Origin of the sequence: Nesterenkonia sandarakina, from assembly GCF_013410215.1 — a bacterium.
In the GTDB taxonomy this organism is placed as follows: domain Bacteria; phylum Actinomycetota; class Actinomycetes; order Actinomycetales; family Micrococcaceae; genus Nesterenkonia; species Nesterenkonia sandarakina.
This window is the reverse complement of record NZ_JACCFQ010000001.1, coordinates 1,237,689-1,261,083: the sequence shown is the minus strand read 5'-3', so window position 1 is coordinate 1,261,083 and position 23,395 is coordinate 1,237,689. Positions and strand designations below refer to the sequence as shown.

General features: G+C 69.6%; 14 protein-coding genes. 9 read left to right on the top strand and 5 right to left on the bottom strand.

The genetic code is table 11. The features are described from left to right. Positions 1–11: 11 nt before the first annotated feature. The gene (locus HNR11_RS05905) at positions 12–428 is read right to left on the bottom strand and encodes a hypothetical protein (protein ID WP_179441525.1); all 417 of its coding nucleotides are present in this window, start codon (positions 426–428) and stop codon (positions 12–14) included. A gap of 112 nt (positions 429–540) precedes the next feature. Continuing rightward, positions 541–1,161 carry a TetR/AcrR family transcriptional regulator gene (locus HNR11_RS05900; protein ID WP_179441524.1) on the bottom strand — a complete coding sequence of 207 codons (621 nt, stop codon included), beginning with the start codon at positions 1,159–1,161 and terminating at the stop codon, positions 541–543. A gap of 71 nt (positions 1,162–1,232) precedes the next feature. Between HNR11_RS05900 and HNR11_RS05895 the strand changes: the two genes are divergently transcribed. The 3 genes from HNR11_RS05895 (at position 1,233) to HNR11_RS05885 (ending at position 4,076) form a co-directional block, all read left to right on the top strand. After that, a complete protein-coding gene (locus HNR11_RS05895) occupies positions 1,233–2,495 on the top strand; it encodes an MFS transporter (protein ID WP_179441523.1) in 1,263 nt (420 codons plus the stop codon). After that, on the top strand, positions 2,471–3,040 hold the full coding sequence (locus HNR11_RS05890; RefSeq protein ID WP_179441522.1) for a hypothetical protein: 570 nt from the start codon (positions 2,471–2,473) through the stop codon (positions 3,038–3,040). Before HNR11_RS05895 ends, HNR11_RS05890 begins: the two co-directional genes overlap by 25 nt. Before the next feature lie 220 nt (positions 3,041–3,260). Next, positions 3,261–4,076, top strand: coding sequence for an SDR family oxidoreductase (locus HNR11_RS05885; RefSeq protein WP_179441521.1), 816 nt, complete (start codon positions 3,261–3,263; stop codon positions 4,074–4,076). A 108-nt stretch (positions 4,077–4,184) separates the two neighbouring features. On the opposite strand, the gene fbaA is transcribed toward HNR11_RS05885, so the two are convergent. The 3 genes from fbaA to HNR11_RS05870 all read right to left on the bottom strand — a co-directional run bounded on the left by fbaA (position 4,185) and on the right by HNR11_RS05870 (position 8,462). After that, positions 4,185–5,207 (bottom strand): class II fructose-bisphosphate aldolase, encoded by a 1,023-nt coding sequence (gene fbaA, locus HNR11_RS05880; RefSeq protein WP_179441520.1) that lies wholly within the window; start codon positions 5,205–5,207, stop codon positions 4,185–4,187. A gap of 60 nt (positions 5,208–5,267) precedes the next feature. After that, the gene (locus tag HNR11_RS05875; RefSeq protein ID WP_179441519.1) at positions 5,268–7,523 is read right to left on the bottom strand and encodes an MMPL family transporter; all 2,256 of its coding nucleotides are present in this window, start codon (positions 7,521–7,523) and stop codon (positions 5,268–5,270) included. A 234-nt stretch (positions 7,524–7,757) separates the two neighbouring features. Beyond that, the gene (locus tag HNR11_RS05870) at positions 7,758–8,462 is read right to left on the bottom strand and encodes a helix-turn-helix domain-containing protein (RefSeq protein WP_179441518.1); all 705 of its coding nucleotides are present in this window, start codon (positions 8,460–8,462) and stop codon (positions 7,758–7,760) included. A 258-nt stretch (positions 8,463–8,720) separates the two neighbouring features. Here HNR11_RS05870 and cynS point away from each other — a divergent pair, with 258 nt between their 5' ends. The 6 genes from cynS (at position 8,721) to HNR11_RS05840 (ending at position 23,388) form a co-directional block, all read left to right on the top strand. After that, positions 8,721–9,173 (top strand): cyanase, encoded by a 453-nt coding sequence (gene cynS, locus HNR11_RS05865; protein WP_179441517.1) that lies wholly within the window; start codon positions 8,721–8,723, stop codon positions 9,171–9,173. Further along, complete coding sequence (locus tag HNR11_RS05860) at positions 9,170–10,414, top strand: ABC transporter substrate-binding protein (protein ID WP_179441516.1); 1,245 nt, start codon at positions 9,170–9,172, stop codon at positions 10,412–10,414. The genes cynS and HNR11_RS05860 overlap by 4 nt, the downstream gene beginning before the upstream one ends. Beyond that, positions 10,411–11,289: an ABC transporter permease gene (locus tag HNR11_RS05855; protein ID WP_179441515.1), complete on the top strand. Its 879-nt coding sequence runs from the start codon at positions 10,411–10,413 to the stop codon at positions 11,287–11,289. The genes HNR11_RS05860 and HNR11_RS05855 overlap by 4 nt, the downstream gene beginning before the upstream one ends. A 90-nt stretch (positions 11,290–11,379) precedes the next feature. Continuing rightward, positions 11,380–12,192 carry an ABC transporter ATP-binding protein gene (locus HNR11_RS05850; protein ID WP_179441514.1) on the top strand — a complete coding sequence of 271 codons (813 nt, stop codon included), beginning with the start codon at positions 11,380–11,382 and terminating at the stop codon, positions 12,190–12,192. A 149-nt stretch (positions 12,193–12,341) separates the two neighbouring features. Then, the gene (locus HNR11_RS05845) at positions 12,342–12,596 is read left to right on the top strand and encodes a hypothetical protein (protein WP_179441513.1); all 255 of its coding nucleotides are present in this window, start codon (positions 12,342–12,344) and stop codon (positions 12,594–12,596) included. Between the two features lie 67 nt (positions 12,597–12,663). Then, a complete protein-coding gene (locus HNR11_RS05840) occupies positions 12,664–23,388 on the top strand; it encodes a non-ribosomal peptide synthetase (RefSeq protein WP_179441512.1) in 10,725 nt (3,574 codons plus the stop codon). Positions 23,389–23,395 lie beyond the last annotated feature (7 nt).

Here is a 23,395-nt window from a genome sequence, read left to right as displayed (position 1 = left end):
AGGAGCGCGGCCTACTTCTTCTTGCGGGACTTCTTCCCGGAGCTGACCAGCGCCATGGCGATTGCGGCGAGCCAGGCGTCCTTCGCCAGCGGGGTGCCGTCCTGGGTGGGACGGACGCCGTCGGACTCGGTCATGCCCTCGTTGCGGAAGTACATGCTCAGCATGCCCGCGGAGAAGGTGCCCAGCGCCAGGCCTGCGACCCGGTTGCTCACGAAGGGAGCCAGCAGCGCGCTGCCCAGTGCGATCTCACCCCAGGCCAGGGCCTTGCCGAACTGCTCCGGGGAGAGCTGCTTGACCGCAGGCACACCGGTGGCGGCCATGCCCTGCATGCCGGCTGCGGATTCGGCGTCAAGCTTGAGCTTGCCGATTCCGGCGTTGAGGATGAAGGCTCCGGGGACGGCGCGCAGGGCGACTGAGGACATGTTCATGAGGTTCTCCAACCATTCGAGGACGTCCGGCCGTCCGAGACGGCAGCCGTTGAAGACGATTTCCCAAGGATCAACCCTACCGATGGAGCGCCCATTCCCACGCAGGGCACCCTCAGCTCGCGGCGGAGGAAGCGGGCGAGGATGAGCCGGGGGATTCGGTCCAGGTATCGACGATCAGCCCGGCGGCAGCCCGGGCCGAGGCCAGGGGTTTCGCCGGAGCCCCACGCAGGAGACTGGCAAGCACACCGTTGTAGATCAGCAGGATCGAGTCGGCGCCGAGCTCCGGGTCGGGGCAGTCGGCCTCAGCCGCCAGCGTTCTCAGCCGTGAGGTGACCATCGCGGTGTCCTGGCGGATCAGCTCGAAGACCGGGTCCTGCGCATCCGGGGCCGGAGCCGGGCGCTCCGAGGCGGTGGCGAGGAAGCAGCACCATTGCGTCTCCCCCGCTGCGGCGCGGAAGGTCTCGATCCCGGTGAAGATGGCGAGCACGCGTTCCCGCGGTGATCCGGCCGCCTCCACAGCCGCCTCCCAATGGGCGCTCCAGTCCTGCAGTCGGCGGGCGAGGATCTCACGCAGCAGGTTGTCCTTGGAGCCGAAGTGCTTATACAGAGTCACGATCGAGACCCCGGCAGCGGCCGCCGCCCGGTCCACACCGGTGGTGGTGATCCCTTCCTGGAAGAACAGCCGCTCTGCTGCGTCGAGGATCCGCGTCCGGGTGAGCTGTGGATTGGCCATGAGGATAGTATAACGTTCACTTCACTGAAACGTTCGTTATACCTTGCCTGACCACCCTTCGGAGGACCACGATGCTGGACACCACTCGACGCTCTGCCCGCCCCGCGAGGCGGGACATCGCGAGCTCGTCTGCACACCGATCCGGGCTCGGGGTGGCGGTGGCAGGAATGCTTCTGATCGCCGCGACGTATGGGATGGCGCGCTTCGGCGTGGGACTCTTCGCGCCGAGACTGGCCCAGGAGCGGCCGGAACTCATCGAGGTGCTCGGTGCTGCGGCGGCGGCCCAGTTCCTGGCCTACTCGCTCGCGGCGGTGATCGCCGGCCGGCTGGTGGATCGACGGCCGCGGGCCGGGCTGGTGCTTGCCGGGAGCACCGCGACCCTGGGGTCCCTGGGGGTGGCGCTGGCGTCGGAGCCGCTGTTCTTCATCACCTCGGTGGTGATCGCAGGCATGGGCGGGGGCTTCGCCTCCCCGGCCTTGGTTCCGGTGATCGACGCCGTGGTCGCCCGAGGGGCGCGTGCCACGGCGCAGTCAGTGGTGAACACCGGCACGGGCGTGGGTGTGATCGGCGCTGGGCTGGTGGCGTTCTCCGCCCCCTCGGTCGGATCAGCCTGGGTGGTCATGGCCGGACTCTCCGCCGCCGCCGCGGCGGCTGTGATCCTGCCGCTCCACGGACGCACGGACCTGGGTGCGGCTGCACGCACCGGGGGCGGCTCGCAGCCAGGCATGGGCGAGGGCCCGGATCGGCAAGCGTCGACGACGGCGAGGCTCGTCTGGCGGAAGCTGCTGCTCCCGGGCACCGCCGCCGTCGTCGTCGGGGCGGGCTCGGCACTGATCTGGACCTTCGGACCGCTGCTGGCGTCTGAGTCCGAGGTGGTGGCCGCCGCGCAGGTGGGCTGGCTCTGGATCGCGCTGGGCGCCGGCGGACTGCTTGGCAGCTTCACCGGAGTGCTGGTGACACGCCTGGGTGAGCCTGCCGGCTTCGGCGTCACCGCCGGCGTGCTCGCGGTCGCCAGCGGGGTCCTGGCCTGGGCGCTGTTGGGGGACTCCGGCGCGGCTGCCTACGCCAGCATGGCGATCTTCGGCGCGGGGTACATGGCGCTCTCCGGGGTGCTGATCCTCTGGGCGCGGCGCGTGTGGCCCGGTCATGCCGGGGCGGGCACCTCGGTGCTGTTCATCGCCCTCGCCACAGGGCAGGCGGTCGGCTCAGCCGGGTTCGGGCTGGTGCAGGGAAGCTGGAATCCGGCGGTGCTGGCCGCGGTGGCCGCGAGCCTCTGCCTGGTCGGCGGGGGCCTCGCTACGATCAGGGCATGGAAGCCTCGCGCAGGGAACTGATCGGGTGGGTGGCCGCGGCGGGACTCGTGCTCACCGGCGTCGGTGCACTCTTAGTCATCAGGAGCCTCTCGACCGACTTCGCCTATATCGCTCCGGTGCCGCTCTTCGGCGGCGCATATATACCCGGGGCTCCTGAGATGACGCACAGGCTGAACCTGGTCTCGTCAGTCGTCGTGCTGTTCGGCCTGATGGTGGCCGGGTTCATGGCAGGGCTGCGCGTGAGCCGCGCGGGACGCCCAAGCGCACCCCGCAGGGAGTTGCTCGGCTGGGTCGCCGCGGCAGGACTTGTGATCGCCGGCATCGCCGCCCTGATCCAGACCATGACACGTCCTGTTGCCTCCTTCGGCTGGTTCGCCTACGCGCCACTCACTGACACCACTTATTCACCCGGCACCTCAGGGGCCACCCTGGCCATCACCGCAGGAGGAATACTCCTCCTCCTCATCGGGCTGCTGGTCACGGGCTTCCTGGCGGGACGGCGCCAGGCCCGCAGAGGCGCCATCCCCCGTGGCGAGAGCGATCTCGGCAGCACTGCGACGCAATAATCTCGGGATTCTTGACGCGTTCGTCCCACCGTTTTGCCTGATCGTGTGGACACAGCAAGCGACAGGAGCAGAGGCATGCGACAGATCGCCGGAATGCGCTGACCCTCGACCCGCAGACACGACTTAAGAAGACCATCGACGTGCACGCGGAGCTCGCTGCCCTGCTCGCACGGCGCAGCTGCAGCTCCAGCTGAGAGGTCTGATGTGGTGCAATGACTCCATGCAAACCACCCCCACCACCGATCTCTCCCGTGACCCGCTCCCCCTGCGTGGGAAGAACGTGCTGGTCACCGGGGTGAGCCGGCAGGCGGGGATCGGTTACGCCACCGCGTGCCGGATGGCCGCCTATGGGGCCAGCGTCTTCTGCCACCACTTCGCTCCGCATGACCGTGAACAGCCCTGGGGTGCAGACGACATCTCGCTGGTGCTCGACGGCGTCCGCGGCCATCTGGTCGGTGACGCCGGGGTCGCCGATGTCCAGGCGGATCTGGCCGACCCTGAGGGCCCGGATCTGGTGATGCAGGCCGCGGTCTCCGCATTCGGCTCGATCGATGCGCTGGTCTGCAACCAGGCGCGGAACGGTCAGGACGGGGCACTCGGGGAGATCACCGCGGCGCAGCTGGACCAGCACTGGGCGGTGGACGCGCGTGCCTCGATCCTGCTGGCCCAGGCCTATATGCGGCAGCACCCCGAGGGCACCACAGGTTCGATCATCTTTCTGACCTCCGGGCAGGGCCTGGGGCCCATGGTCGGTGAGGTGGCCTACGCCGCGGCCAAAGCCGCTCTCGCCGGAATCACCGCCACGCTCTCCGAACAGCTGATCCGCCGCGGCATCCGGGTCAACACCGTGAACCCAGGGCCGGTGGACACCGGATACGTGGGCCCTGAACTCTGGAAGGACCTGGGCCCGATGTTCCCGCTGGGCCGCTTCGGGGAGCCCGATGACCCGGCGCGACTGATCGCCTGGCTGAGCACCGAGGAGGCCTCCTGGATCACCGGCCAGATCATCAACACCGAGGGCGGATTCCGCCGCTGAGCCTCGGACTGAGCCAACACCAGCAACGACGACGGCGGCCGCCCTCCACGGAGAAGGAACGGCCGCCGTCGTCGTCGGTGCCCGGCGCAGCAGGCCGGGCGGTGAGGCTTACTTGATGGACTTGCCGGCGGAGCCGAGGCGCTGGGAGGCCTCCACGATGCGAGCGGCCATGGACTCTTCTGCCTTGGCGCCCCAGACACGCGGGTCATAGGTCTTCTTGTTGCCGACCTCGCCGTCGATCTTCAGCACGCCGTCGTAGTTGGCGAACATGTGACCGGCCACCGGGCGGGTGAAGGCGTACTGGGTGTCGGTGTCGATGTTCATCTTGATCACGCCGTAGGAGACCGCGTCGGAGATCTCCTGCTCGGAGGAGCCGGAGCCGCCGTGGAAGACGAGGTCGAAGGGCGCGTCCTTGCCGTACTTCGCGGCGGCCTGGTCCTGGATGTCCTTGAGGATCTCCGGGCGCAGCTTCACGCCACCGGGCTTGTAGACGCCGTGGACGTTGCCGAAGGTCAGCGCGGTCATGTAGCGGCCGTGCTCGCCCAGGCCCAGCGCCTCGATGGTCGCGGTGGCGTCTTCGATGGTGGTGTAGAGCTTCTCGTTGATCTCGTTCTCCACACCGTCCTCCTCACCGCCCACGGTGCCGATCTCGACCTCGAGGATCTGCTTGGCTGCGGCGCTGCGGGGCAGCAGCTCGGCGGCGATGCGCAGGTTCTCCTCCAGGGTCTCGGCCGAGCCGTCCCACATGTGGGAGTTGAAGATCGGGTCGCGACCGGCCTTGACCTCGGCCTCGGAAGCCTCGAGCAGCGGCAGCACGAACCCGTCGAGCTTGTCCTTGGGGCAGTGGTCGGTGTGCAGCGCGATGTTCACGCCGTAGCTCTTGGCGACTTCCTTGGCGAAGGCCGCGAAGCCCAGCGAGCCGACGACCATGTCCTTGATGCTCGCGCCGGACCAGTACGCGGCACCTCCGGTGGAGACCTGGATGATGCCGTCAGACTCAGCCTCGGCGAAGCCACGGATGGCCGCGTTCAGGGTCTGCGAGCTGGTGACGTTCACCGCGGGGTAGGCGTATCCGCCCGCCTTCGCGGAATCGATCATCTGGTTGTACTTGTCCGGGGTTGCGATAGCCACGTGTGAGCTCCTTAGGAGTTAAGTCAGATACGGCAGCGTCATTGGTGCACCGCGGTCATCCTATCGGGATAGCACCGTCGGGGCCGAGGAATCTTCTGCCGAATCTGCGGATTCTCCGGGAACGCGCTGCGCCGCGGCATCCCTGCCCCCATGCCCGTCCCTGCCGATCTTCGAAGGCCACCAGAAGCGGTGACCCAGGTCCACCCCGAGCGCCGGAACCTGCAGGGTGCGCACGATGAAGGTATCGATCAGCACGCCCAGGGCCACCAGGAACGCCAGCTGCACCATGAACATCAGCGGCAGCACGCCGAGCGCGGCGAAGGTCGCCGCCAGCACGATCCCGGCGCTGGTGATCACCCCGCCGGTGATGACCAGCGAGTAGAGCAGCCCCTCCTTGGGTCCACGTCTGGCGGTCTCCTCACGCGCCCGGGTGGCCAGGAAGATGTTGTAGTCCACGCCCAGCGCGGTGAGGAACACGAACCCGAACAGCGGCACCGTCGGGTCGGCACCGGGGAAGCCGAAGATGTAGTTGAACACCAGCGCCGAGCTGCCCAGCGCGGCGGTGAAGGAGAGCACCGTGGTGAGAAGCAGGATCAGCGGGGCCGTGACCGAGCGCAGCAGCACGATCAAGAACGCCAGGATCACCAGCAGCACGATCGGGATGATCGTGACCAGGTCTCGCTGCGCGGTCTCATTGGTGTCCAGCTGGGTCGCGGTGGTGCCGCCGACCAGGGCCTCCCCGTCCAGCGCGTTGAGCTCTTCGCGCAGCTCACCGATGGTGCGTTCCGCCTCCAGGGAGTCCCCGGAGTCGGTGAGGGTGACCGAGAGCTGGTTGTACCCGTCGACCTCGTTGGCGTCTGCAGCGCCCTGGGTCGGCGCGCCGTTCTCGGCCACCGGGTAGGCCTCTCCGACGCCGTCGCTGGCCTCGACGATCTCCAGTGCCTCACCCAGTTCATCAGCAGGGACGAAGACGTTGGCGGGGGCTCCGGTGCCGGCGTCGAAATGCTCCTCGAGCATGGCCTGGCCGTCCTTGGCGTCGGTCTGACCCAGCACCTGTTCGGACTGCGGGACGCCCTCGGCCCTGAGGTCGAGCACGCCCACCGATGAGATCAGCAGCAGCCCGGTGACCACGAGCCAGATCAGGCGCGGACGCGCGCGCACCTTCTCGGCGACCACGGCCCAGAGCGTCCGACGCCGGGAGGTGTGCCGGGTGCGGCGGGTCTGAAGGTCGGGGTTCGCGGCGCGAGCCTCCTCGACGGCGGGCTTGGGCGCGTGCGGGACCTTGGGCCAGAAGACCGGGCGGCCGAAGAGCGCGAGCATCGCGGGCAGGAAGGTCAGCGTGGCGAGCATCGCGAAGACGATGCCGGCGCTGGCCACGGGGCCCAGGGCGCGGTTGGAGTTCAGATCCGAGAAGAGCAGACACAGCAGCGCCGCGGCCACGGTGCCCCCGGAGGCGAGGATCGCCGGGGTGGATCGGCGCCAGGCTTCCCAGAGTGCCTCGAAGCGGTTCTCCCGGGCCAGCAGCTCTTCCCGATACCGGGCGACCAGCAGCAGCGAGTAGTCGGTGGCGGCGCCGATGACCAGGATCGAGAGGATCCCCTGGGCCTGCCCGTTGAGCGTGATCCATTCCATCTTGGCCATCTGGAAGATCACGGTGATCGCGCTGGAGAGCGCGGCGATGGAGGAGAGCAGCACCAGGAAGGGCAGCAGCACCGAGCGGTAGACGACCACCAGAATCACGAAGACCGTGATCACCGCGACCAGCAGCAGCAGACCATCGATCCCGGCGAAGGCATTGGCGAAGTCATCCGAGAGCGCGGCGGGCCCGGTGACGTGGGTCCTCCACTCCGCCTCGGGCAGCTCGGCGTCCACAAGATCGCGCAGCTCCGCGACCGCGCCGTCCTCGACGGCGGCCTCCTCCATGAGCACCAGGACCTGAAAGGCTTCGCCGTCCTCGGAGACCTGCGGGGGCAGTGACCGGTCCACACCCGGAAGCGTGTTGATCTCCTCGACCAGCGCCTCCACGGCGGCGAGCGCCTGCTCGTCGACCTCCCCACCGGCGGGCTCACCGATCAGGGTGGCCGGGACAGACTCGTCGTCGGAGAAGCCCTGGCTCAGCTCCAGCGCCCGGGTGGACTCGGCGTCGGCGGGCAGGAACGTGGTCTGGTCATTGGTGGTGACCTCGCTGACCTTGCCGAAGGTCTGACCACCCACGGCGGTCACCCCGAGCCAGACCAGCACCAGGATGGCGGGGATCAGGATCCGGATCCAGCGCGGTTGGGCGGAGCTGCGGCGCCCCGAGGTCTTCGTGGTCACGTGATTCTCGCTTTTCCTCGCGCCGGACCCTCACGAGACGTCGCGCGTCATTGCGCGAGCGGCCTCAGGTGCGGACATCTCTCAAAGCCTCCGCCTCCTCGGGTGCAAGACGGCGAGGCGACGGGGACTTCTTACCGCACAACTGTACTGCCCGCCGGAGCCATCAAGTCGGCGGTCAGTCAGGGTCGCAGCACCGCGACGCCTTGGCCCGTGCTCAGCCAGCCGGGGCCTGGCTCAGTCTGCCTCTGGACGCCCGACCAGGCCCCTCGCGACCACCGGTGAGTCTCCGTAGCTGCGTCGATAGGCCCGGCTGAAGGTTCCGACGTCGTTGAATCCGCTGGAGAACGCCGACTCGGCCACGCTCATCCCAGCTCGGAGCAGCTCATGGCCTCGGCTGAGACGGGCACGGCGGATCTCTTGGGCGGGGGAGGTGTTGTGCTGCGCGAACACGGCCTGGAGGGTGCGCAGCGAGACGCCGGCCAGCGCGGCCACCCGGGCAGGGGTGAGTGTGGGCTCTTGGCAGTGGGATTCGATATAGGCCTTGACCTCGCTGAAACCAGCTCCTGCCCCGGGATCCAGCCGGACCGCAGACGGGCCCGAGGGTTGGCGCGGGGTAAAGGTGAGCAGCTTGTGGTCCGAGCCCTGGAGCCGACGCAGCTTCCATCGCACGCGCAGCGTCCGGCCACGACGATCGATGAACTCTTCCGCGTGGCTGTGCCCCACACTTCCTGCAGCGGTGACGATCGGGCAGGTCTCCTTGGGGTAGGGAGAACCATCTGCGTGCCGGGGATGCAGCGCTTCGTGGCTGCACCTGCCCACCAGCGCGGCGCCCTGGGTGTAGCCGAGGACAGTTGCTGCGGCCTCATTGACCAGGGCGACAGAGCCGTCGGGCTCGATCAGCCAGAGCGGGGTGGGGGCTGCGTCTATGAGGGAGCGCAAGACTCCCTCGCCGTCGAAGGTCATTCGGGAAGCGCCTCTTTCCGACACCATTGCTGACGTTGTTCCACAATCCTAGGTCCGGGCTGTTTCTCCGGGGATGCCCGAATATTTCGGTCGCGTAAAACCCCGGCCGCCTGCGCGAATTGTCGGATTCTCCGCGCAGATTGCCTTGGTGGCGCCAGTGAGACCGCCCTAGGTTCGACAACACCCGCCGCGGCCGCACCGGCCCGGCGCCACCGACCCAGGGAGGCCCTCATCATGGAACCGTTCATCAACAAGAGAGACGCCGCTGAGCACATTCGGATCGCTCGTCACCGGGCCGGGATCAGCTGGGCGCAGATCGCCGAGCAGCTGGGTGTGGCCAAGGAATGGAGCACCGCCGCCCTGCTGGGCAGCCATGCGCTGAGTGCGCAGCAGTCCAACCTCGTCAAGGAGCTTCTCGACCTCGATGACGCCGTCGCTGAAGCGCTGCAGATGCAGCCCTACCGCGGTCCGCTCAGCGAAGACGTCCTCACCGATCCGACCATCTACCGGTTCCAGGAGGCTGTGATGGTCTACGGCCCGACCATCAAGGAGCTCATCCATGAGGAGTTCGGCGACGGGATCATGAGCGCCATCAACTTCCAGCTCAACGTCGCGCGCCGCACCGACCCCGAGGGAGACCGCGTCGTCGTGACCTTCGACGGCAAGTTCCTCGACTATAAGTGGTGACCGTGGGACACCGTCACCTCTCTCGACGCAACCTGCTCAGCCTCGGCGGCGGGGCGCTGGGCGCGAGCCTGCTCGCCGGGTGCACCCCCACCGGCGGCACCCCGAACACGAACCCGCTGGGGGTCGATTTCAGCGCGGCGATGGAACCTGCCGGGGCTCTAGAGGTCCGCGACGTCACGCTGGGCTTCGTGCCGATCACCTGCTCCTCCCCGATCATCAACGCCGCCGCAATGGGGATCTTCGAGCAGTACGGGCTCAATGTGACGCTGCAGCGCTACACCGGATGGGGCGAGCTGTGGATCGCCTATGTCGCCGGCGAGCTCGACGCCACCCAGATGCTCAGCCCGATGCCGCTGGGCATCCATCACAACTTCGCCGCCGGTCAGCGTGACTCCCGGATGCCCTACATCACCAATATCAACGGGCAGGCGATCACGCTGGGCACGCAGCACATGGACCGGGTGCGCGGCGCGGAGGACTTCCGCGGGCTGACCATTGCGGTGCCCTTCGACTACTCGGGACACAACCTGCTGCTGCGGGACTACCTCGCCCTGGGCGGTCTGGACCCGGACTACGACGTCGGCATCCAGGTGATGCGCCCCTCGGACATGGTCGCCTCGCTCAACGTCGGTGACATCGATGGGTTCCTGGCACCGGACCCGTTCAACCAGCGCGCCGTCGCCCTCGGAGCCGGCTACCTGCACATGCTCTCGAAGGAGCTCTGGGACGAGCACCCCTGCTGCAGCTTCACCGTGGCCGAGGAGTTCGCCTCCGCGCATCCGAACACCTACACCACGCTGCTGCGGGCCATCGGGGACTCCGCCATGTGGACCGACAACGCAGAGAACCGCGCCACCGCGGCGGAGACCATGGCAGGCCGCGCGTTCCTCAGCCAGGACCCCGCGGTCATCGCCGCGGTGCTCACCGGCGAGTTCCAGGACGGCACCGGGGCCACCCGGTCCGTGGAAGACCGCATCGGCTTCCGCCCCTACCCTCATGAGTCCTACGCGATCTGGGCGCTGACCCAGCTCCAGCGCTGGGACCTCGCCCCCACGGCCGGCTACGACTCGGCCGCGGACTACCAGTCCGCGGTCCGCCAGGTCCTGGACCCCGACGCCGCGACCCCGATCCTTGAGGCGCTCGGCGCCGACACCACCCCTCGGGAGACCGAGACCATCATCGGACGCACGTTCGACCCGGCGGACCCCTTGCCCTGGACCGAGAAACAGGTGAACCTATGAGCACCCAGACCACTCAGCCCGCTGAGACCACCGACCCCACCCAGCAGCCCCGCGCCCACAGCGCCCCAGAGGCGCTGCAGCAGCGGGCGAAGGCCCAGCGCACCCGAGACCGGATCCAGACCACCGGACTCTTCGTGATCTTCTTCCTCGGGTTCATCGGCATCTGGCACCTGGCCACCACGGGGCTCGACGACGGCGGCCTCGCCCCCACCCCTGGGGCCACCTGGGAGCGGCTGCTGGAGATGCTCGGCACGGCCTTCCTGCTGGACGGGCCCAACAACGTGGGCATCTTCTACCACCTGCTCGCCTCCATCCAGCGGGTGCTCCTGGGCTTCGGCCTGGCCGCGCTCATCGCCGTCCCGCTGGGCCTGCTGCTGGGAACCTCCCGGGTGATCCACGACGGCATGGACCCGTTCATCCAGATCCTGCGCCCGGTCTCACCCCTGGCCTGGCTGCCGCTGGGCCTGGCGCTGCTGCGCGATTCGCAGATGACCGCGATCTTCGTGATCTTCATGGCAGCGCTGTGGCCGATCCTGGTCTCCACCATCGACGGGGTGCGCCGGGTCAACCCGCTGTTCCTGGACCTGGCGAGATCCCTGGAGACCGACACCAAGACCCGGGTGTTCAAGGTGCTGCTCCCGGCCACGCTGCCCGCCATCGTGACGGGGCTTCGCACCGCGCTCTCCACGGCCTGGCTGGTGATCGTGGCCGCCGAGATGATCGTCGGCGGCCGCGGGATGGGCCACTTCGTCTGGAACGAATGGAATGCGCTGAACACCCCCAGCATCGTGGTGGCCATCGTGATCATCGGCGGCGTCGGCTTCCTGCTCGACCGCTCGATCGCCCAGCTGCAGCGCCTGGTCCCGAAATCCTGAGCGCCCGAGCTCGCACAGCTGAGCTTGTGACGCCCGAGCTCGCAGCACCCGCCCCTGAGACCCACGCCTGAGAAACCAGGAGACACAGACATGAGCGCCGAAACTCTGACCGCAGAACGCACCAGCACCGAACCGGTGGTGAAGCTTCAGGGCATCACCAAGGGATTCCCTGATCGCAGGAAGGGCTTCCAGCGGATCGTGGGCACCACGGACGTGGACATCGACGAAGGCGAGTTCATCACCATCATCGGACCCTCGGGCTGCGGGAAGTCCACCATCCTGAAGATGATCGCCGGTCTGGAATCCGTCGACGAAGGCAGCATCTCACTGGCCGGAGAGCCGATCACCGCACCCAGCCGGGAGCTGGGCATCGTCTTCCAGCAGCACGTGCTCCTGCCCTGGATGTCCGCCCGGCAGAACGTGATCTTCGCACTGGAGACCGATCCCCGACAGAAGCGAAGCAAGCAGGAACTGGAGTCGCTGGCCGATGAGTACCTGGAGCTGGTGAACCTCTCCCACGCAGCAGACCGGCGGCCCACCCAGCTCTCCGGCGGTATGCAGCAGCGCGTCGGGATCGCCCGAGCCTTTGCTCTGGAGCCCAAGGTCATGCTCCTCGACGAGCCGCTCGGCGCGCTGGATGCGCTGACCCGGCATGAGCTTCAGCTGCAGCTGCTGGAACTGTGCGAACAGCACAGGCGCACCTTCATCATGGTCACCCACGACGTGGACGAGGCGCTGCTGCTCTCCGACCGGATCCTGGTGATGGGCGCCGGACCCGAGGCTCGGATCGTGCATGACATCACCGTCCCGTTCTCCCGTCCCCGTGATGTGGAGAACCTGGAACAGGATCCGAAGCACCACGAGCTGCGCAGCTTCTTGCTGAGCTCACTCACCGGGCATTGACAGTCCTCCGACCCTGAACCCTCCGGCCGTCCCAGGGCTGCACTAGGGAGATTCCATCCAGACGGGGCGTCGCTCCGAACATCAGATGAGCCCGGCCGTTGACGGTGCGGGCTCATCGTTCGTGTCCGCAACCCCTGGAGGAGATCGTCATGTCCGCATTGACCACCCAGACCGCCGCAGCCGCCACCGCCGAGATCCCCGCACAGCAGCGCACCGCGTTCCAGGCCGCAGCGGCGGCCGCCCTCTTGGCCCTGGCCGCCCTGGTCCTGCTGGCCGGCAACGGGATGCTGCTCGAGTTCGCCACGGCGGGGCTCACCCTGATCAACGGTCCGCTGATCGAGGGGCCGCTGCTGAACCTGGGCGACACGCTCAGCGATCTGCAGATCGGGCAGTTCCAGCAGTAGGCCGCAGACGCGTCACGCGGCCCGTCACACCTGATCCCGTTCACCCCCTTCCCTAGGAGCACCACCCATGGTCGACCGCGCGCAGCCGACACCCACCTCGACGAACCTTCCAAGACTCGAGCTGACACCGGCGCAGCGCGGCATCTGGTACGCCCAGCAGCTGGACCCGGAGAACCCGACGTATCAGATCGGCCAGTACCTCGAGCTGGACGGACCAGTGGACCCCAAGGTGATGAGCCTCGCCTGGACCAAAGCGATCCGGGACATCGACTCCTTGTCCATGCGCTTCTCCGAGGACGCCAAGGGCCCCTACGCCACGCTGCAGCGACCCGAGCCTTCGGCCGAGCTGCTCACCGTGGTGGACCTCTCCGGGATCACAGACCCCGCAGCGGCCCGGGCACAGGCGCGCCGGCGCATCGATCAGGAGATGACGCAGGCTCGGGCACTGGAGTCCACGAGCCTCTGCGCCGCGGTGCTCTTCCAGCTCCCCGATGGTGAGAACTGGCTGTTCCAGCGTGTGCACCACATCATGTTGGATGGCTACTCCGCAGTGATCGCGCTGCACTACCTGGCGCGCGTCTACTCTGCTCTCACCGCGCGGATCCCCCAGGGGCTCGTGCGCGGGCCCGTCGCGAAGCTGCTCGCCACCCTCGCCGCGCGGCGAGACTCTCCGTTCCCGAGCCACCAGGATCTGCTCGAGGACCTTCACTCCTACGCCGCGTCGGAACAGCACACCGCGGATGAGGCGTTCTGGCAGGAACAGGTGCAGCGCGAAGCATCGGTGGAGGGACTCGAGGGCACCCCCAGCGGACCTGCCCGGGAGGTGGTCCGGGTCAGCCTGCCTCTGGACCCCGAGCAGTCGAAGCTGCTGCGTGAACTCGGTCGGGACGTGCCCAAGACCCTGGTCGGGATCATCGCGGTCTATCTCGCCAGGATCACCGGCCAGGATCAGGTCTCTGTGGGCCTGCCGGTGACCGCCCGGCGTGGCAAGGTGGCGAAGTCGACGCCGTCGATGCTCTCCAACATCTTGCCGCTGCACGTAGGGATCACCCCTGATGCCAGCATCACCGAGATCATCGGCTCCGCCGGCGACACGGTGCGCGCCGCGGTGCGGCACCAGCGCTTCCGGGTGGAGACCCTTCCGGGGGCGTCCGGCATGGCCGGACCCTCGGTGAACCTGCTGCCGGTGGTCGCGGACCTCACATTCGGCAGCACCACGGGGAAGGTGCACATCCTCTCCACCGGACCGGTCCATGACCTTTCCTTCGTGATCTCAGGCATCGACAGCCAGGCAGCCACCCCCACCCTCCAGCTGGAGGGTGACGCCGCACTGCACTCCGATCAGACGCTGCGCGAACATGGCCAGCGGCTGCGAGCCCTGATCACGGCGGCGCTGACCGCAGAGCCCGGAACCAGCGTGGGACAGCTCCCGCTCACCGCCGCACCGGAGACCGCCGCCCTGTTGGACCACGGTCAGGGACCGGACCTCTCGATCACGGCGGAGACCGCGCTGCAGGCCTTCACCGCCGCCACAGCGGCACACCCCGAGGCGCGCGCAGTTCTCGCCGAGGACGGCGAGCTGAGCTTCGCTCAGCTCGAGGCGGACTCCACACGGCTGGCCCACCACCTGCGCCACCGCGGCGTGGGGCCTGGAGCGCTGGTGGCGGTGCGGATCGAACGAAGCGTCAACCTGCCGCTGCTGGTGCTGGCGGTGCTGAAGTCCGGCGGCGCCTACGTCCCGCTGGACCCCGAATACCCGATCGACCGGGTCCAGGGGATGATCGAGGACTCCGCCCCTGCGCTGCTGCTCACCAGCCGCGCGCAGGCAGAATCGGACCGCGCGGCGGGCGCCGACTGGGAGCTGCCCACCATGGCGGTGGACGCTGACACCGAACAGGCCTGGCGCCGGGCCACCGATGACCCGAGCACGCTTCCGCTGGTGTCCCAGCATGACCTGGCCTATGTGGTGTTCACCTCGGGCAGCACCGGCCGACCCAAGGGAGTGGGCGTCGAGCGGCTCGCGCTGCGCAACCTGTTCCAGGAGCACCGGGACGAGCTCTTCGACCCGACCCAGGAGCGCCTCGGCCGGCGGGCCAGGGTCGCCCATACCGCCGGGCTCTCCTTCGACGCGGCCTGGGACCCGCTGCTGTGGCTCTTCGCCGGCCACGAGCTGCACATGATCAGCGACGAGGACCGCCGTGACCCGCAGCGCCTGGCGGAGCTGCTCAGCGAGCGCGAGATCGACTCCATCGAGACCACCCCCTCCTTCGCCGAGGCGCTGCTGTCCACCGGTCTCTTCGAGGCCAGCGCGACCCTCCCCCGCAGGCACCATCCCAGTGTGATCGCCGTCGGCGGCGAAGAGGTCGGACCTGACCTGTGGAACCGCCTCGCCGCCCTTGACGGCGTGCACGCCGTGAACCTCTATGGCCCCACCGAGACCACGGTGGACAGCCTGGTGGCACCGATCACCGCGGATGCCGAGCCGCACATCGGCGGCTCGGTGCGCAACAGCCGGCACTACATCCTGGACAGTGCGCTGCAACCGGTCCCGCACCGTGCCGTCGGTGAGCTCTACCTGGCCGGCACCAACGTGGCCCGCGGCTACGTGGGGCAGCCGGGGATGAGCTCCGCGCGCTTCGTGGCAGACCCCTTCGCCGCCGACGGCTCCAGGATGTACCGCACAGGCGACGTCGTCCGGCGTCGCGGCGACGGTTCCCTGCGCTTCCTGGGCCGCATGGACGACCAGGTCAAGATCCGCGGCTACCGGGTGGAACTCAGCGAGATCGAGGCCGCGCTGCGCAGCCAGCCAGGAGTCGGCCAGGCCGCCGCCCTGGTCCACGGCGACGGGCCGGCCGCCCGGCTGACCGGATACGTCGCCCCCGCCGCCAACCCGGGGATCGCCTCCGCCCTGGATGGTCATGCGATGCGGGACCAGCTCCGTGCCGCGCTGCCGGACTATATGGTGCCCAGCGTCATCATGGTCCTGGACGGCTTCCCGCTCACCCCGAACGGCAAGCTGGACCGCAAAGCGCTGCCGAGCCCGCAGGCCACCGCGGCGGCAAGTTCACAGCGCCCCCGCACCGCGATGCAGCGGCGCGTGGCCGAGGCGTTCGCCGAGGTGCTGAAGCTCGACGTCGACGGCATCGGGGTCGACGAGGACTTCTTCGCTGCGGGCGGTCATTCCTTGCTGGCCACCCAGCTTGCCTCGATCCTCTCCTCCCCCGCCGAGTCTCATATCAGCGTCCGGGATGTGTTCGAGCGCCCCACCGTGGCAGGTCTGGCGGAACGTCTGCAACAGGGCGAGTCCGCGGACGGACCGGCGCCGCTGCACCGGATGGCGCACCCCGAGACGCTGCCGGTGTCGCTGACCCAGCGCCGGCTCTGGTTCCTCAACCGCCTGGAGCCTGAGTCCGCGGCCTACAACATCCCCGTGGTGCTCAAGCTGAGAGGCCTGATCGACACCGCCGCGCTGCGCGAGGCGTTCGCTGACGTCGCCGCCCGGCACGAGCCGCTGCGCACCGTCTTCCCGCTGCGTGAGGGAGAACCGATCCAGGAGGTGCTCGCGGGATCGGCGGCGCGCCCGCCCTTCCTCGCCGTCTCGGTCCCGGCGGAGCGGGTTGAGCACGTGGTGGCTCAGGAAGCCGAACGACCCTTCGACATCACGGTGGAGACCCCGCTGCGAGGCCTGCTGCTGAGCTCCTCCGACACCGATCACACGCTGGTCGCCGTGATGCATCACATCGCCTCCGACGGCTGGTCGCTGCGGCCCTTCGCCACCGATCTGTCCCGCGCCTACGCCGCACGCGCCGCCGGTCAGCGCCCCGACCTGGGCGAACTCGCCCTGGAATACAGTGATTTCAGCCTCTGGCAGCGCGAGCACCTGGGGGATCCCTCCGATGCTGGGAGCGAGGCGCATGCGCAGGCCGAGTTCTGGCGCCGCGAGCTCGACGGCGCGCCCGCCGAGATCGCGCTGCCGCGGGACCGCGCGCGCGGTGTCGCACCCCAGGACTCGTCGCAGGATGTGTCGAGGAGCGTGTCGCAGGACCCAGCCGATCCGGAGGCAGGCCCGAGCCTGCAGCAGGACCCGGCGGTCGGCGTCGGGCAGCTCGACGCCGAGATCAGCCCCGCCCTGCACGCGCAGCTGCGGAGCCTGGCCGCGGGTCACAGCGCCAGCCTGTTCATGGTGCTGCAGTCGGCGCTGGCCGTGACGCTGAAGCAGCACGGCGCCGGGGAGGACATCGTCGTGGGCACCCCGGTGGCTGGACGCAGCGACCCGCAGCTCGATGAGCTGGTCGGGTTCTTCGTGAACACTCTGGTGCTGCGCACCCGCCTGCACCAGGATCCCGAGCTGGCCGAGGTGCTCGAGCGGGTGCGCGAGGCGAACACCCGCGCCTACGCGCACCAGGAGCTCCCCTTCGACGCGGTGGTCGACGCCGTGAACCCGCCGCGCACCGCGCAGATGCACCCGATCTTCCAGGTGCTGCTGACCCTGCAGAACACCGAACCGGCCCGGGTCGAACTGGACGGGGTGGAGATCACCGTGCCCGCCCAGATGACCAGCGCCGGGGTCAAGACGGACCTGATGGTCGACGTCAGCGCCCCCGCGGGCGACGACGGCGGGCTGCACCTCGCCCTGGCCTATGACGCCGCGCTGTTCTCCCCCGCGAGCGCCCAGCGCATCCTGGACACGCTGCTGCGCGGGCTGCACACCATGGCGCAGGCGCCCCAGACGCGCCTGTCCGGGCTGAGCGCGGTGGATGAGGAGACCCGCAGCTGGCTCGAGGAGCACAGCACCGCCCCGGCGCTGGCCACCTCCGGCACGATTCTCCACGCCCTGGAGCAGACCGCTGCGCAACATCCGGAGTCCCCGGCGCTGCAGGACGCAGATCACCAGCTGAGCTTCGCGGAGCTGCTGGATCAGGTCGAGACCATCGCCGCGAACCTGCACCAGGCAGGGGTGCGACGCGGTGCGCCGGTGCTGCTGGCTCTGCCGCGCAGCGTCGACGCGCTGAGCGCTCTGCTGGGAATCCTGCGCGCCGGCGCCATCGCGGTCCCGGTGGACGTGAGCTACCCGGTGGGCAGGATCAGCCAGATCGCCGCCAGCGCCGCGCCGCGGGCCGCGATCCTGCCCGAGGCCGCGGACCCCCAGGGGCTGGAGCAGGAGCTGCTCCGGCAGCGCCCCGAGCTGCTGCGGCTGCGCGCTGAGGACCTCAAACGGCCCACCGGTGCCGCCGTGCCGCCGGCTCCGCAGCCCGCGGACGCGGCGTACCTGGTCCACACCTCGGGGACCACGGGCACACCGAAGGGCGTGCAGGTGCCGCACAGCGCATTGCGCAATGTGTTGGACCACCACCAGCACCGGCTGATCGGCCCGGCCCAGGAACGCTGCGCGCCGGCGCTGCCGAGGATGCTGCACCTGAGCGGATTGGGCTTCGACGCCGCCTGGGACCCGATCCTCTGGCTGGTCTCCGGCACCACGGTGGTGATCCCTGCGGAGGCACAGCGCGTCGACGCCGAGGCCGTCGTCGGGCTGCTCACCGGAGCCGGCGAGCCCGCCCCGGACTCTCGCGGCGCGGACCGGACCCCCGCGACCGGGATCGACGTGGTGGAGACCACCCCGTCCTACGCCCAGCAGCTGCTCAGCCTGGGCCTGCTGGACGCCCTCGAGGCTCAGGACCGGGACCTCACGCTGGCCCTCGGCGGCGAGGCCATCTCGGCCGCGCTCTGGCGCGCCGTCGCGGACTCCCCACGACTCCAGGGCTGGAACCTCTATGGCCCCAGCGAGTTCACGGTGGACTCCGTGCTGACCCCGATCACCGGGGACGAACCGCATATCGGTCGACCGATCAACAACCTGACCGCGCGAGTGCTGGACTCCTCGCTGGCGCTGGTGCCCCCGGGCGTGGAGGGAGATCTCTACCTCTCCGGGATCTCGGAGGCGCACGGCTATCGTGGACGCCCCGCGGAGACCGCGTCGGCGTTCGTCGCCGATCCCTGGAGCACCGGCGGACGGATGTACCGGACCGGGGACGTGGTGCGCCGCAGGCAGGACGGCACCCTGGAGTTCCTGCGTCGCGATGATGACCAGGTCAAGATCCGCGGGCACCGGATCGAGGTGGCAGAGGTGGAATCCGTGCTCGGCGCGCTCGAGGGCGTGGAGTCCGCCGTCGTGCGGGTGGTCACCCCCGGCGGCGCGGACACCGCACAGCTGGCCGCCTGGGTGGTCGGCTCACGCACCCCGGAGGACCTGAAGTCCGCCGCCTCCCGGCTGCTGCCGGAGTACATGCTCCCCACCCGGATCCTCGGGGTCGAGGAGATCCCGCTGACCTCCCACGGCAAGGTCGACGTCGCAGCGCTTCCGGAACCTGCGGTCACCACAGGTGCGCGGCAGCCCGAGACGGAGCGGGAACAGGCCGTCTGCGACGTGATGAGCGAGGTGCTCGGAGTGCCAAGCGTCGGGCTCGACGACGACTTCTTCGCGCTCGGCGGGCACTCGCTGCTCGCAGTCACCCTGGTGGGCCGACTGGAGAAGCAGCTGGGACTCTCGATCCCGCTGCGCGCAGTCTTTGAGGCCGGGACCCCGGCGCAGCTGCTGCGCATCGGGGCGCGCCCAGCCCCCGCTGATGCAGGGTCGGGGGCCGAGAACACCTCCTCGACACCTGCCGAGCAGATGCTCGGCTCGTTGCAGACCTGGGTCCAGGACCACCCTCGCCTCGACGGCGCGGAGCTGCCACTGACCGCGGGCCAGTCCAGGCTCTGGTTCCTGAACCAGCTGGACCCCTCCTCGGCTGAGTACAACGTGGTCCTGCACGTGGAGCTGCGCGGAGCGCTGGACGCCGCCGCGATGGGCGGGGCGATCGATGATCTGGTGGCCCGCCACGAAGTGCTGCGCACCAGCTTCCCCGCCCAGGGATCCGCTTCACCGTCCCGCTCCGACGCACCGGCTGCCGCCGAGGCCCGACCGGTGCAGCTCGTGCATGAACCCCGATCCGGGGTGCTCGGGGATGAGCCGCTGGAGATCTCCGCCGGGTTCGACCTGAGCAAGGAGAAGCCGCTGCGCGCGGCGCTGGTCGACCTCGGGGATCAGACCAGTGCAGGCGGTGGAGCAGAGCAGACGGAGCAGACCTGGCGTCTGGAGCTTGTGCTGCACCACATCGCCACCGACGGCGCCTCCCTGGCGCCCCTGGTGCGCGACCTCGCGGCCTCCTACACCGCCCGGGCCTGCGGAGGCACTGCCCTGCGCCGACCGCTGAGCGTGCAGTTCGGTGATGTGGCGCGCCGGGAAGCTCACCTGCAGGAGCTGATCCGGGCACGCGGTGAGGAGGACCCGGCCCTGCTGCGCTGGGTGGACCGGCTCGACGCGGCGCCCACCGAACTGGCGCTGCCGAAGGACGGGCAGCGGGCGCAGAGCGCGAGCCAGCCGGCCGGGCAGCTGCGCTTCACCATCCCGGCGGAACTCGCCGGGAAGGTCGCCGCCGCGGCCACCGCGCAGTCCGCCAGCAGCTTCCACGGCTGGCTTGCCGGGCTGGCCGGTTACCTGCGGCGCATCGGCGCCGGGGAGGACGTGGTCATCGGCTCCCCCTCCGCGGGTCGCACCGACCCGGACGTCGAGGAGCTGATCGGGTTCTTCGTGAACACCCTGCCGCTGCGTCTGGACCTCTCCGAGGAATCGCTGAGCTTCGCCGACGCGGTGTCACTGGCCCGCCAGCAGACGCTCGCCGCGCTGGAGGACGAACACGTCCCCTTCGAGCAGATCGTGGAACGGGTGCGCCCGGAGCGCCAACTCGGCCGCCACCCGCTGTTCCAGACCATGCTCTCGGTGGAGCAGCCCACCGACCTCAGTCTGGACCTGCCCAACGTCACGGCCACCCCGCTGGATCCAGGGACCACCGGCAGCGCCAAGGTGGACCTCTCCTTCACGCTGCGTCCCGGCGCTGGCAAGGACACCGATGTGGACGGCGTGCTGGAGTTCAATGCGGCGCTCTTCTCCGAACGTGCCGCCCAGGCCCTCATCCGGAACTGGATGCGGTTCCTGGAGGAGGTCGGGCAGGTCCCGGACCGGCCGCTGCTGGACGCCGAGCTGGCCGGAACCGCGTCTGATCTGACGCCCTGGCCGGACGCCTCCGGTCCAGAGGACCGGAGAGCCACAGTGCTGGACTCCCTTGCTGCGAGCGTGCGCCGAGCGCCCGATGCCACCGCCCTGGTCACATCCGGGGCCAGCCTGAGCTTCGGCGAACTCGAGACCCGCACCCTCACGATCGCTGCGGGACTCGCCGCGAACGGGGTCCAGCCAGGAGATGTGGTGGCGCTGTGCCTGCCACGCTCCGTGGACACCGTGGCTGCCCTGCTCGGCAGCTGGCGGGCCGGCGCGGTCGCGATGCCGATCGACACCACCCTGCCGGAGTCCCGGGTCGCGGCGATGCTCGCCGCGGCAGCGCCCCGGATGCTGCTGCACGGGGAGGAGGCCACCGCCGCCGGGCCGCTGAAGAGCTCTTCCGAACTGGCGCGCGACGCCGCGGAGCAGGCCTCCCTCGACGGCGCGGAGCTGCGCGGGATGGACGCGCTGCTCAGCCAGAGCACACCGGTCGGGGACTCGCTCTCCGGGCAGGGCTCTCGCCCTGCGCCGGCACGCGCCCAGGACGCGGCGTATCTGATCTTCACCTCGGGCACCACCGGGACGCCGAAGGGTGTGCAGGTGCCGCATGGCGCACTGGAGCACCTGCTGGCTTCGCACCGTGGAACGCTGATGCCCTCGGCGCAGGAGCAGCCCCAGCGGCTGGCGCACACCACGGGGGTGGGGTTCGACGCCGCCATGGACCCGATCCTCTGGCTGGCCGCCGGGCATCAGGTGCACCTGATCGAGGACGCCACTCGCCGGGACCCGCAGGCGCTGGTCGGCTACTTCCAGGAACACAGGATCACGGCCTGGGAGACCACGCCGAGCTATGTCAGCGCCCTGACCGCGCACGCCGGACTGGGAGATCACCTCGACGCGAGCAGCCCGGAGGACCCCTTCGTGCTGCTGCTGGGTGGGGAGCCGGTGGATCCTGACCTGTGGGGGTGGCTGCGACAGCGCAGCACCACCACCTCCTGGAACCTCTATGGCCCCACCGAGGTGGGGGTAGATTCCCTCGTCGCCCCGGTGGCCGGTGACTCCCAGCCTGACCTGGGTTCCCCCACCACTGCCACGAGGGCCTACGTGCTCGATGAGCGGCTGCGGCCGGTTCCCGATGGGTCAGTGGGTGAGCTCTGGCTGGCCGGGGCCCAGCTGGCCGACGGCTACCGCGGCAGGTCCGCTGAGACTGCCAGCCGCTTCGTGGCGGATCCGTTCTCCGCCGTGGGCGGGCGGATGTACCGGACCGGCGACCTCGTCGTCGTCGAATCCGGCGCGGAAGGACAGCGCCCTCGCGTGCGGTCCCTGGGACGCGCCGATACACAGGTGAAGATCCGCGGCTACCGCGTGGAGCCGGCCGAGGTGGAGTCTGTGCTGCGTGGCACACCTGGGGTCTCGCAGGCCGTGGTGCGTCCGCGTGCCCTGGAGCGCGGGACCGAGCTGCTGGCCTGGGTGACCCTGGACTCCGGGGAAGGACCGGACGCCACGGCGAAGCCTGAGCTGCAGTCGGAGCTGATGCGTCGGCTGCGTGCCGTGCTTCCGGGATATATGGTCCCGGCGGCGGTCGGCCTCCTGGCTGAGATCCCGCTGACCCCCAACGGCAAGGTCGATGACCGCGCGCTGCCGACGCCTGAGTCCTCGACGGCCGGCCGCGAGGGGCGCGCCCCGCGGAACCCTGCCGAGCAGGCCGTGGCGGACGCGTTCTCTCAGGTGCTGGGCGCGGCAGAGGTCACTGCGGAGGACTCCTTCTTCGACCTCGGCGGCCACTCGTTCCTGGCTCAGCCGGTCATCTCGGCGATCAACACCGCCCTGACCGCAGACCTGCCGGTGCAGGCGATCTTCCAGGCACCCACGGTGCAGGGACTCGCCGCGCTGGTGGAGTCCGGTGCGGCCGACGTCGCCGAGAGCCTGCGCGCGGTGCTTCCGCTGCGCCGGGAGGGGACGGGCAGCCCGCTCTTCGCCGTGCACCCTGGCAGCGGCGTGAGCTGGTCCTTCTCCTCACTGGTGACCCACCTGGACACTGCGCGACCGATCCTCGGTCTGCAGATGCCAGGCATCGCCGCCGATGAGCCGGTGCCCACGGAGCCCGCCACGATGCAGGAGCTGATCACCCAGTACGTGGATGTGATCCTCAGCGAGCAGTCGGAGGGCCCCTTCCACCTGGTGGGCTGGTCCTTCGGGGGTCGGCTGGCTCATGCCATCGCGGCCGCGCTGCAGGAGCAGGGTCACGAGGTGGGCACGCTCGCGGTGCTCGACGCCTACCCTGCGGAGGAGTCGATGGCCGGGATCACCGATGAGCAGAGCCTCTGGCGTGCGTTCCTCGGCGCCCAGGGTGTCCGCGCCCCGGCTCATGGTCGACTCTCGGCCGGCCGCGCCCGGTCTCTGCTGCGCGAGGCCGGCAGCCCGCTGGCCTCGGTGCCGGAGGAGACCATGCGGCGCAGCGCCACACGTTTCCGCACCATCGGGACGCTCTTCGATCGCAGCCCGGTTCCGGTCTACCGCGGCGACCTCCACCTGGTGGAGGCCACCACGGATGTCCCGGCGGACCGTCCGGCGCCGAGCGCCTGGACCCCGCATGTCACCGGGGAGATCATCGTGGAACGTGCAGAGCTTCCGCACGCTCGCATGCTGGAGCCCGCGGGAGTCCGCGCGCTTGCCGCGGTGCTGGCTGAGGACTGATCCGCGG

What these genes read in the sequence shown, in the direction of transcription:
- HNR11_RS05885 (WP_179441521.1), top strand. Translation starts at nt 3,261, where the DNA reads ATGCAAACCACCCCCACCACCGATCTCTCCCGTGACCCGCTCCCCCTG.
- HNR11_RS05855 (WP_179441515.1), top strand. Translation starts at nt 10,411, where the DNA reads ATGAGCACCCAGACCACTCAGCCCGCTGAGACCACCGACCCCACCCAG.
- HNR11_RS05890 (WP_179441522.1), top strand. Translation starts at nt 2,471, where the DNA reads ATGGAAGCCTCGCGCAGGGAACTGATCGGGTGGGTGGCCGCGGCGGGA.
- cynS (WP_179441517.1), top strand. Translation starts at nt 8,721, where the DNA reads ATGGAACCGTTCATCAACAAGAGAGACGCCGCTGAGCACATTCGGATC.
- HNR11_RS05900 (WP_179441524.1), bottom strand. Translation starts at nt 1,161, where the DNA reads ATGGCCAATCCACAGCTCACCCGGACGCGGATCCTCGACGCAGCAGAG.
- HNR11_RS05905 (WP_179441525.1), bottom strand. Translation starts at nt 428, where the DNA reads ATGAACATGTCCTCAGTCGCCCTGCGCGCCGTCCCCGGAGCCTTCATC.
- HNR11_RS05845 (WP_179441513.1), top strand. Translation starts at nt 12,342, where the DNA reads ATGTCCGCATTGACCACCCAGACCGCCGCAGCCGCCACCGCCGAGATC.
- HNR11_RS05850 (WP_179441514.1), top strand. Translation starts at nt 11,380, where the DNA reads ATGAGCGCCGAAACTCTGACCGCAGAACGCACCAGCACCGAACCGGTG.
- HNR11_RS05840 (WP_179441512.1), top strand. Translation starts at nt 12,664, where the DNA reads ATGGTCGACCGCGCGCAGCCGACACCCACCTCGACGAACCTTCCAAGA.
- HNR11_RS05895 (WP_179441523.1), top strand. Translation starts at nt 1,233, where the DNA reads ATGCTGGACACCACTCGACGCTCTGCCCGCCCCGCGAGGCGGGACATC.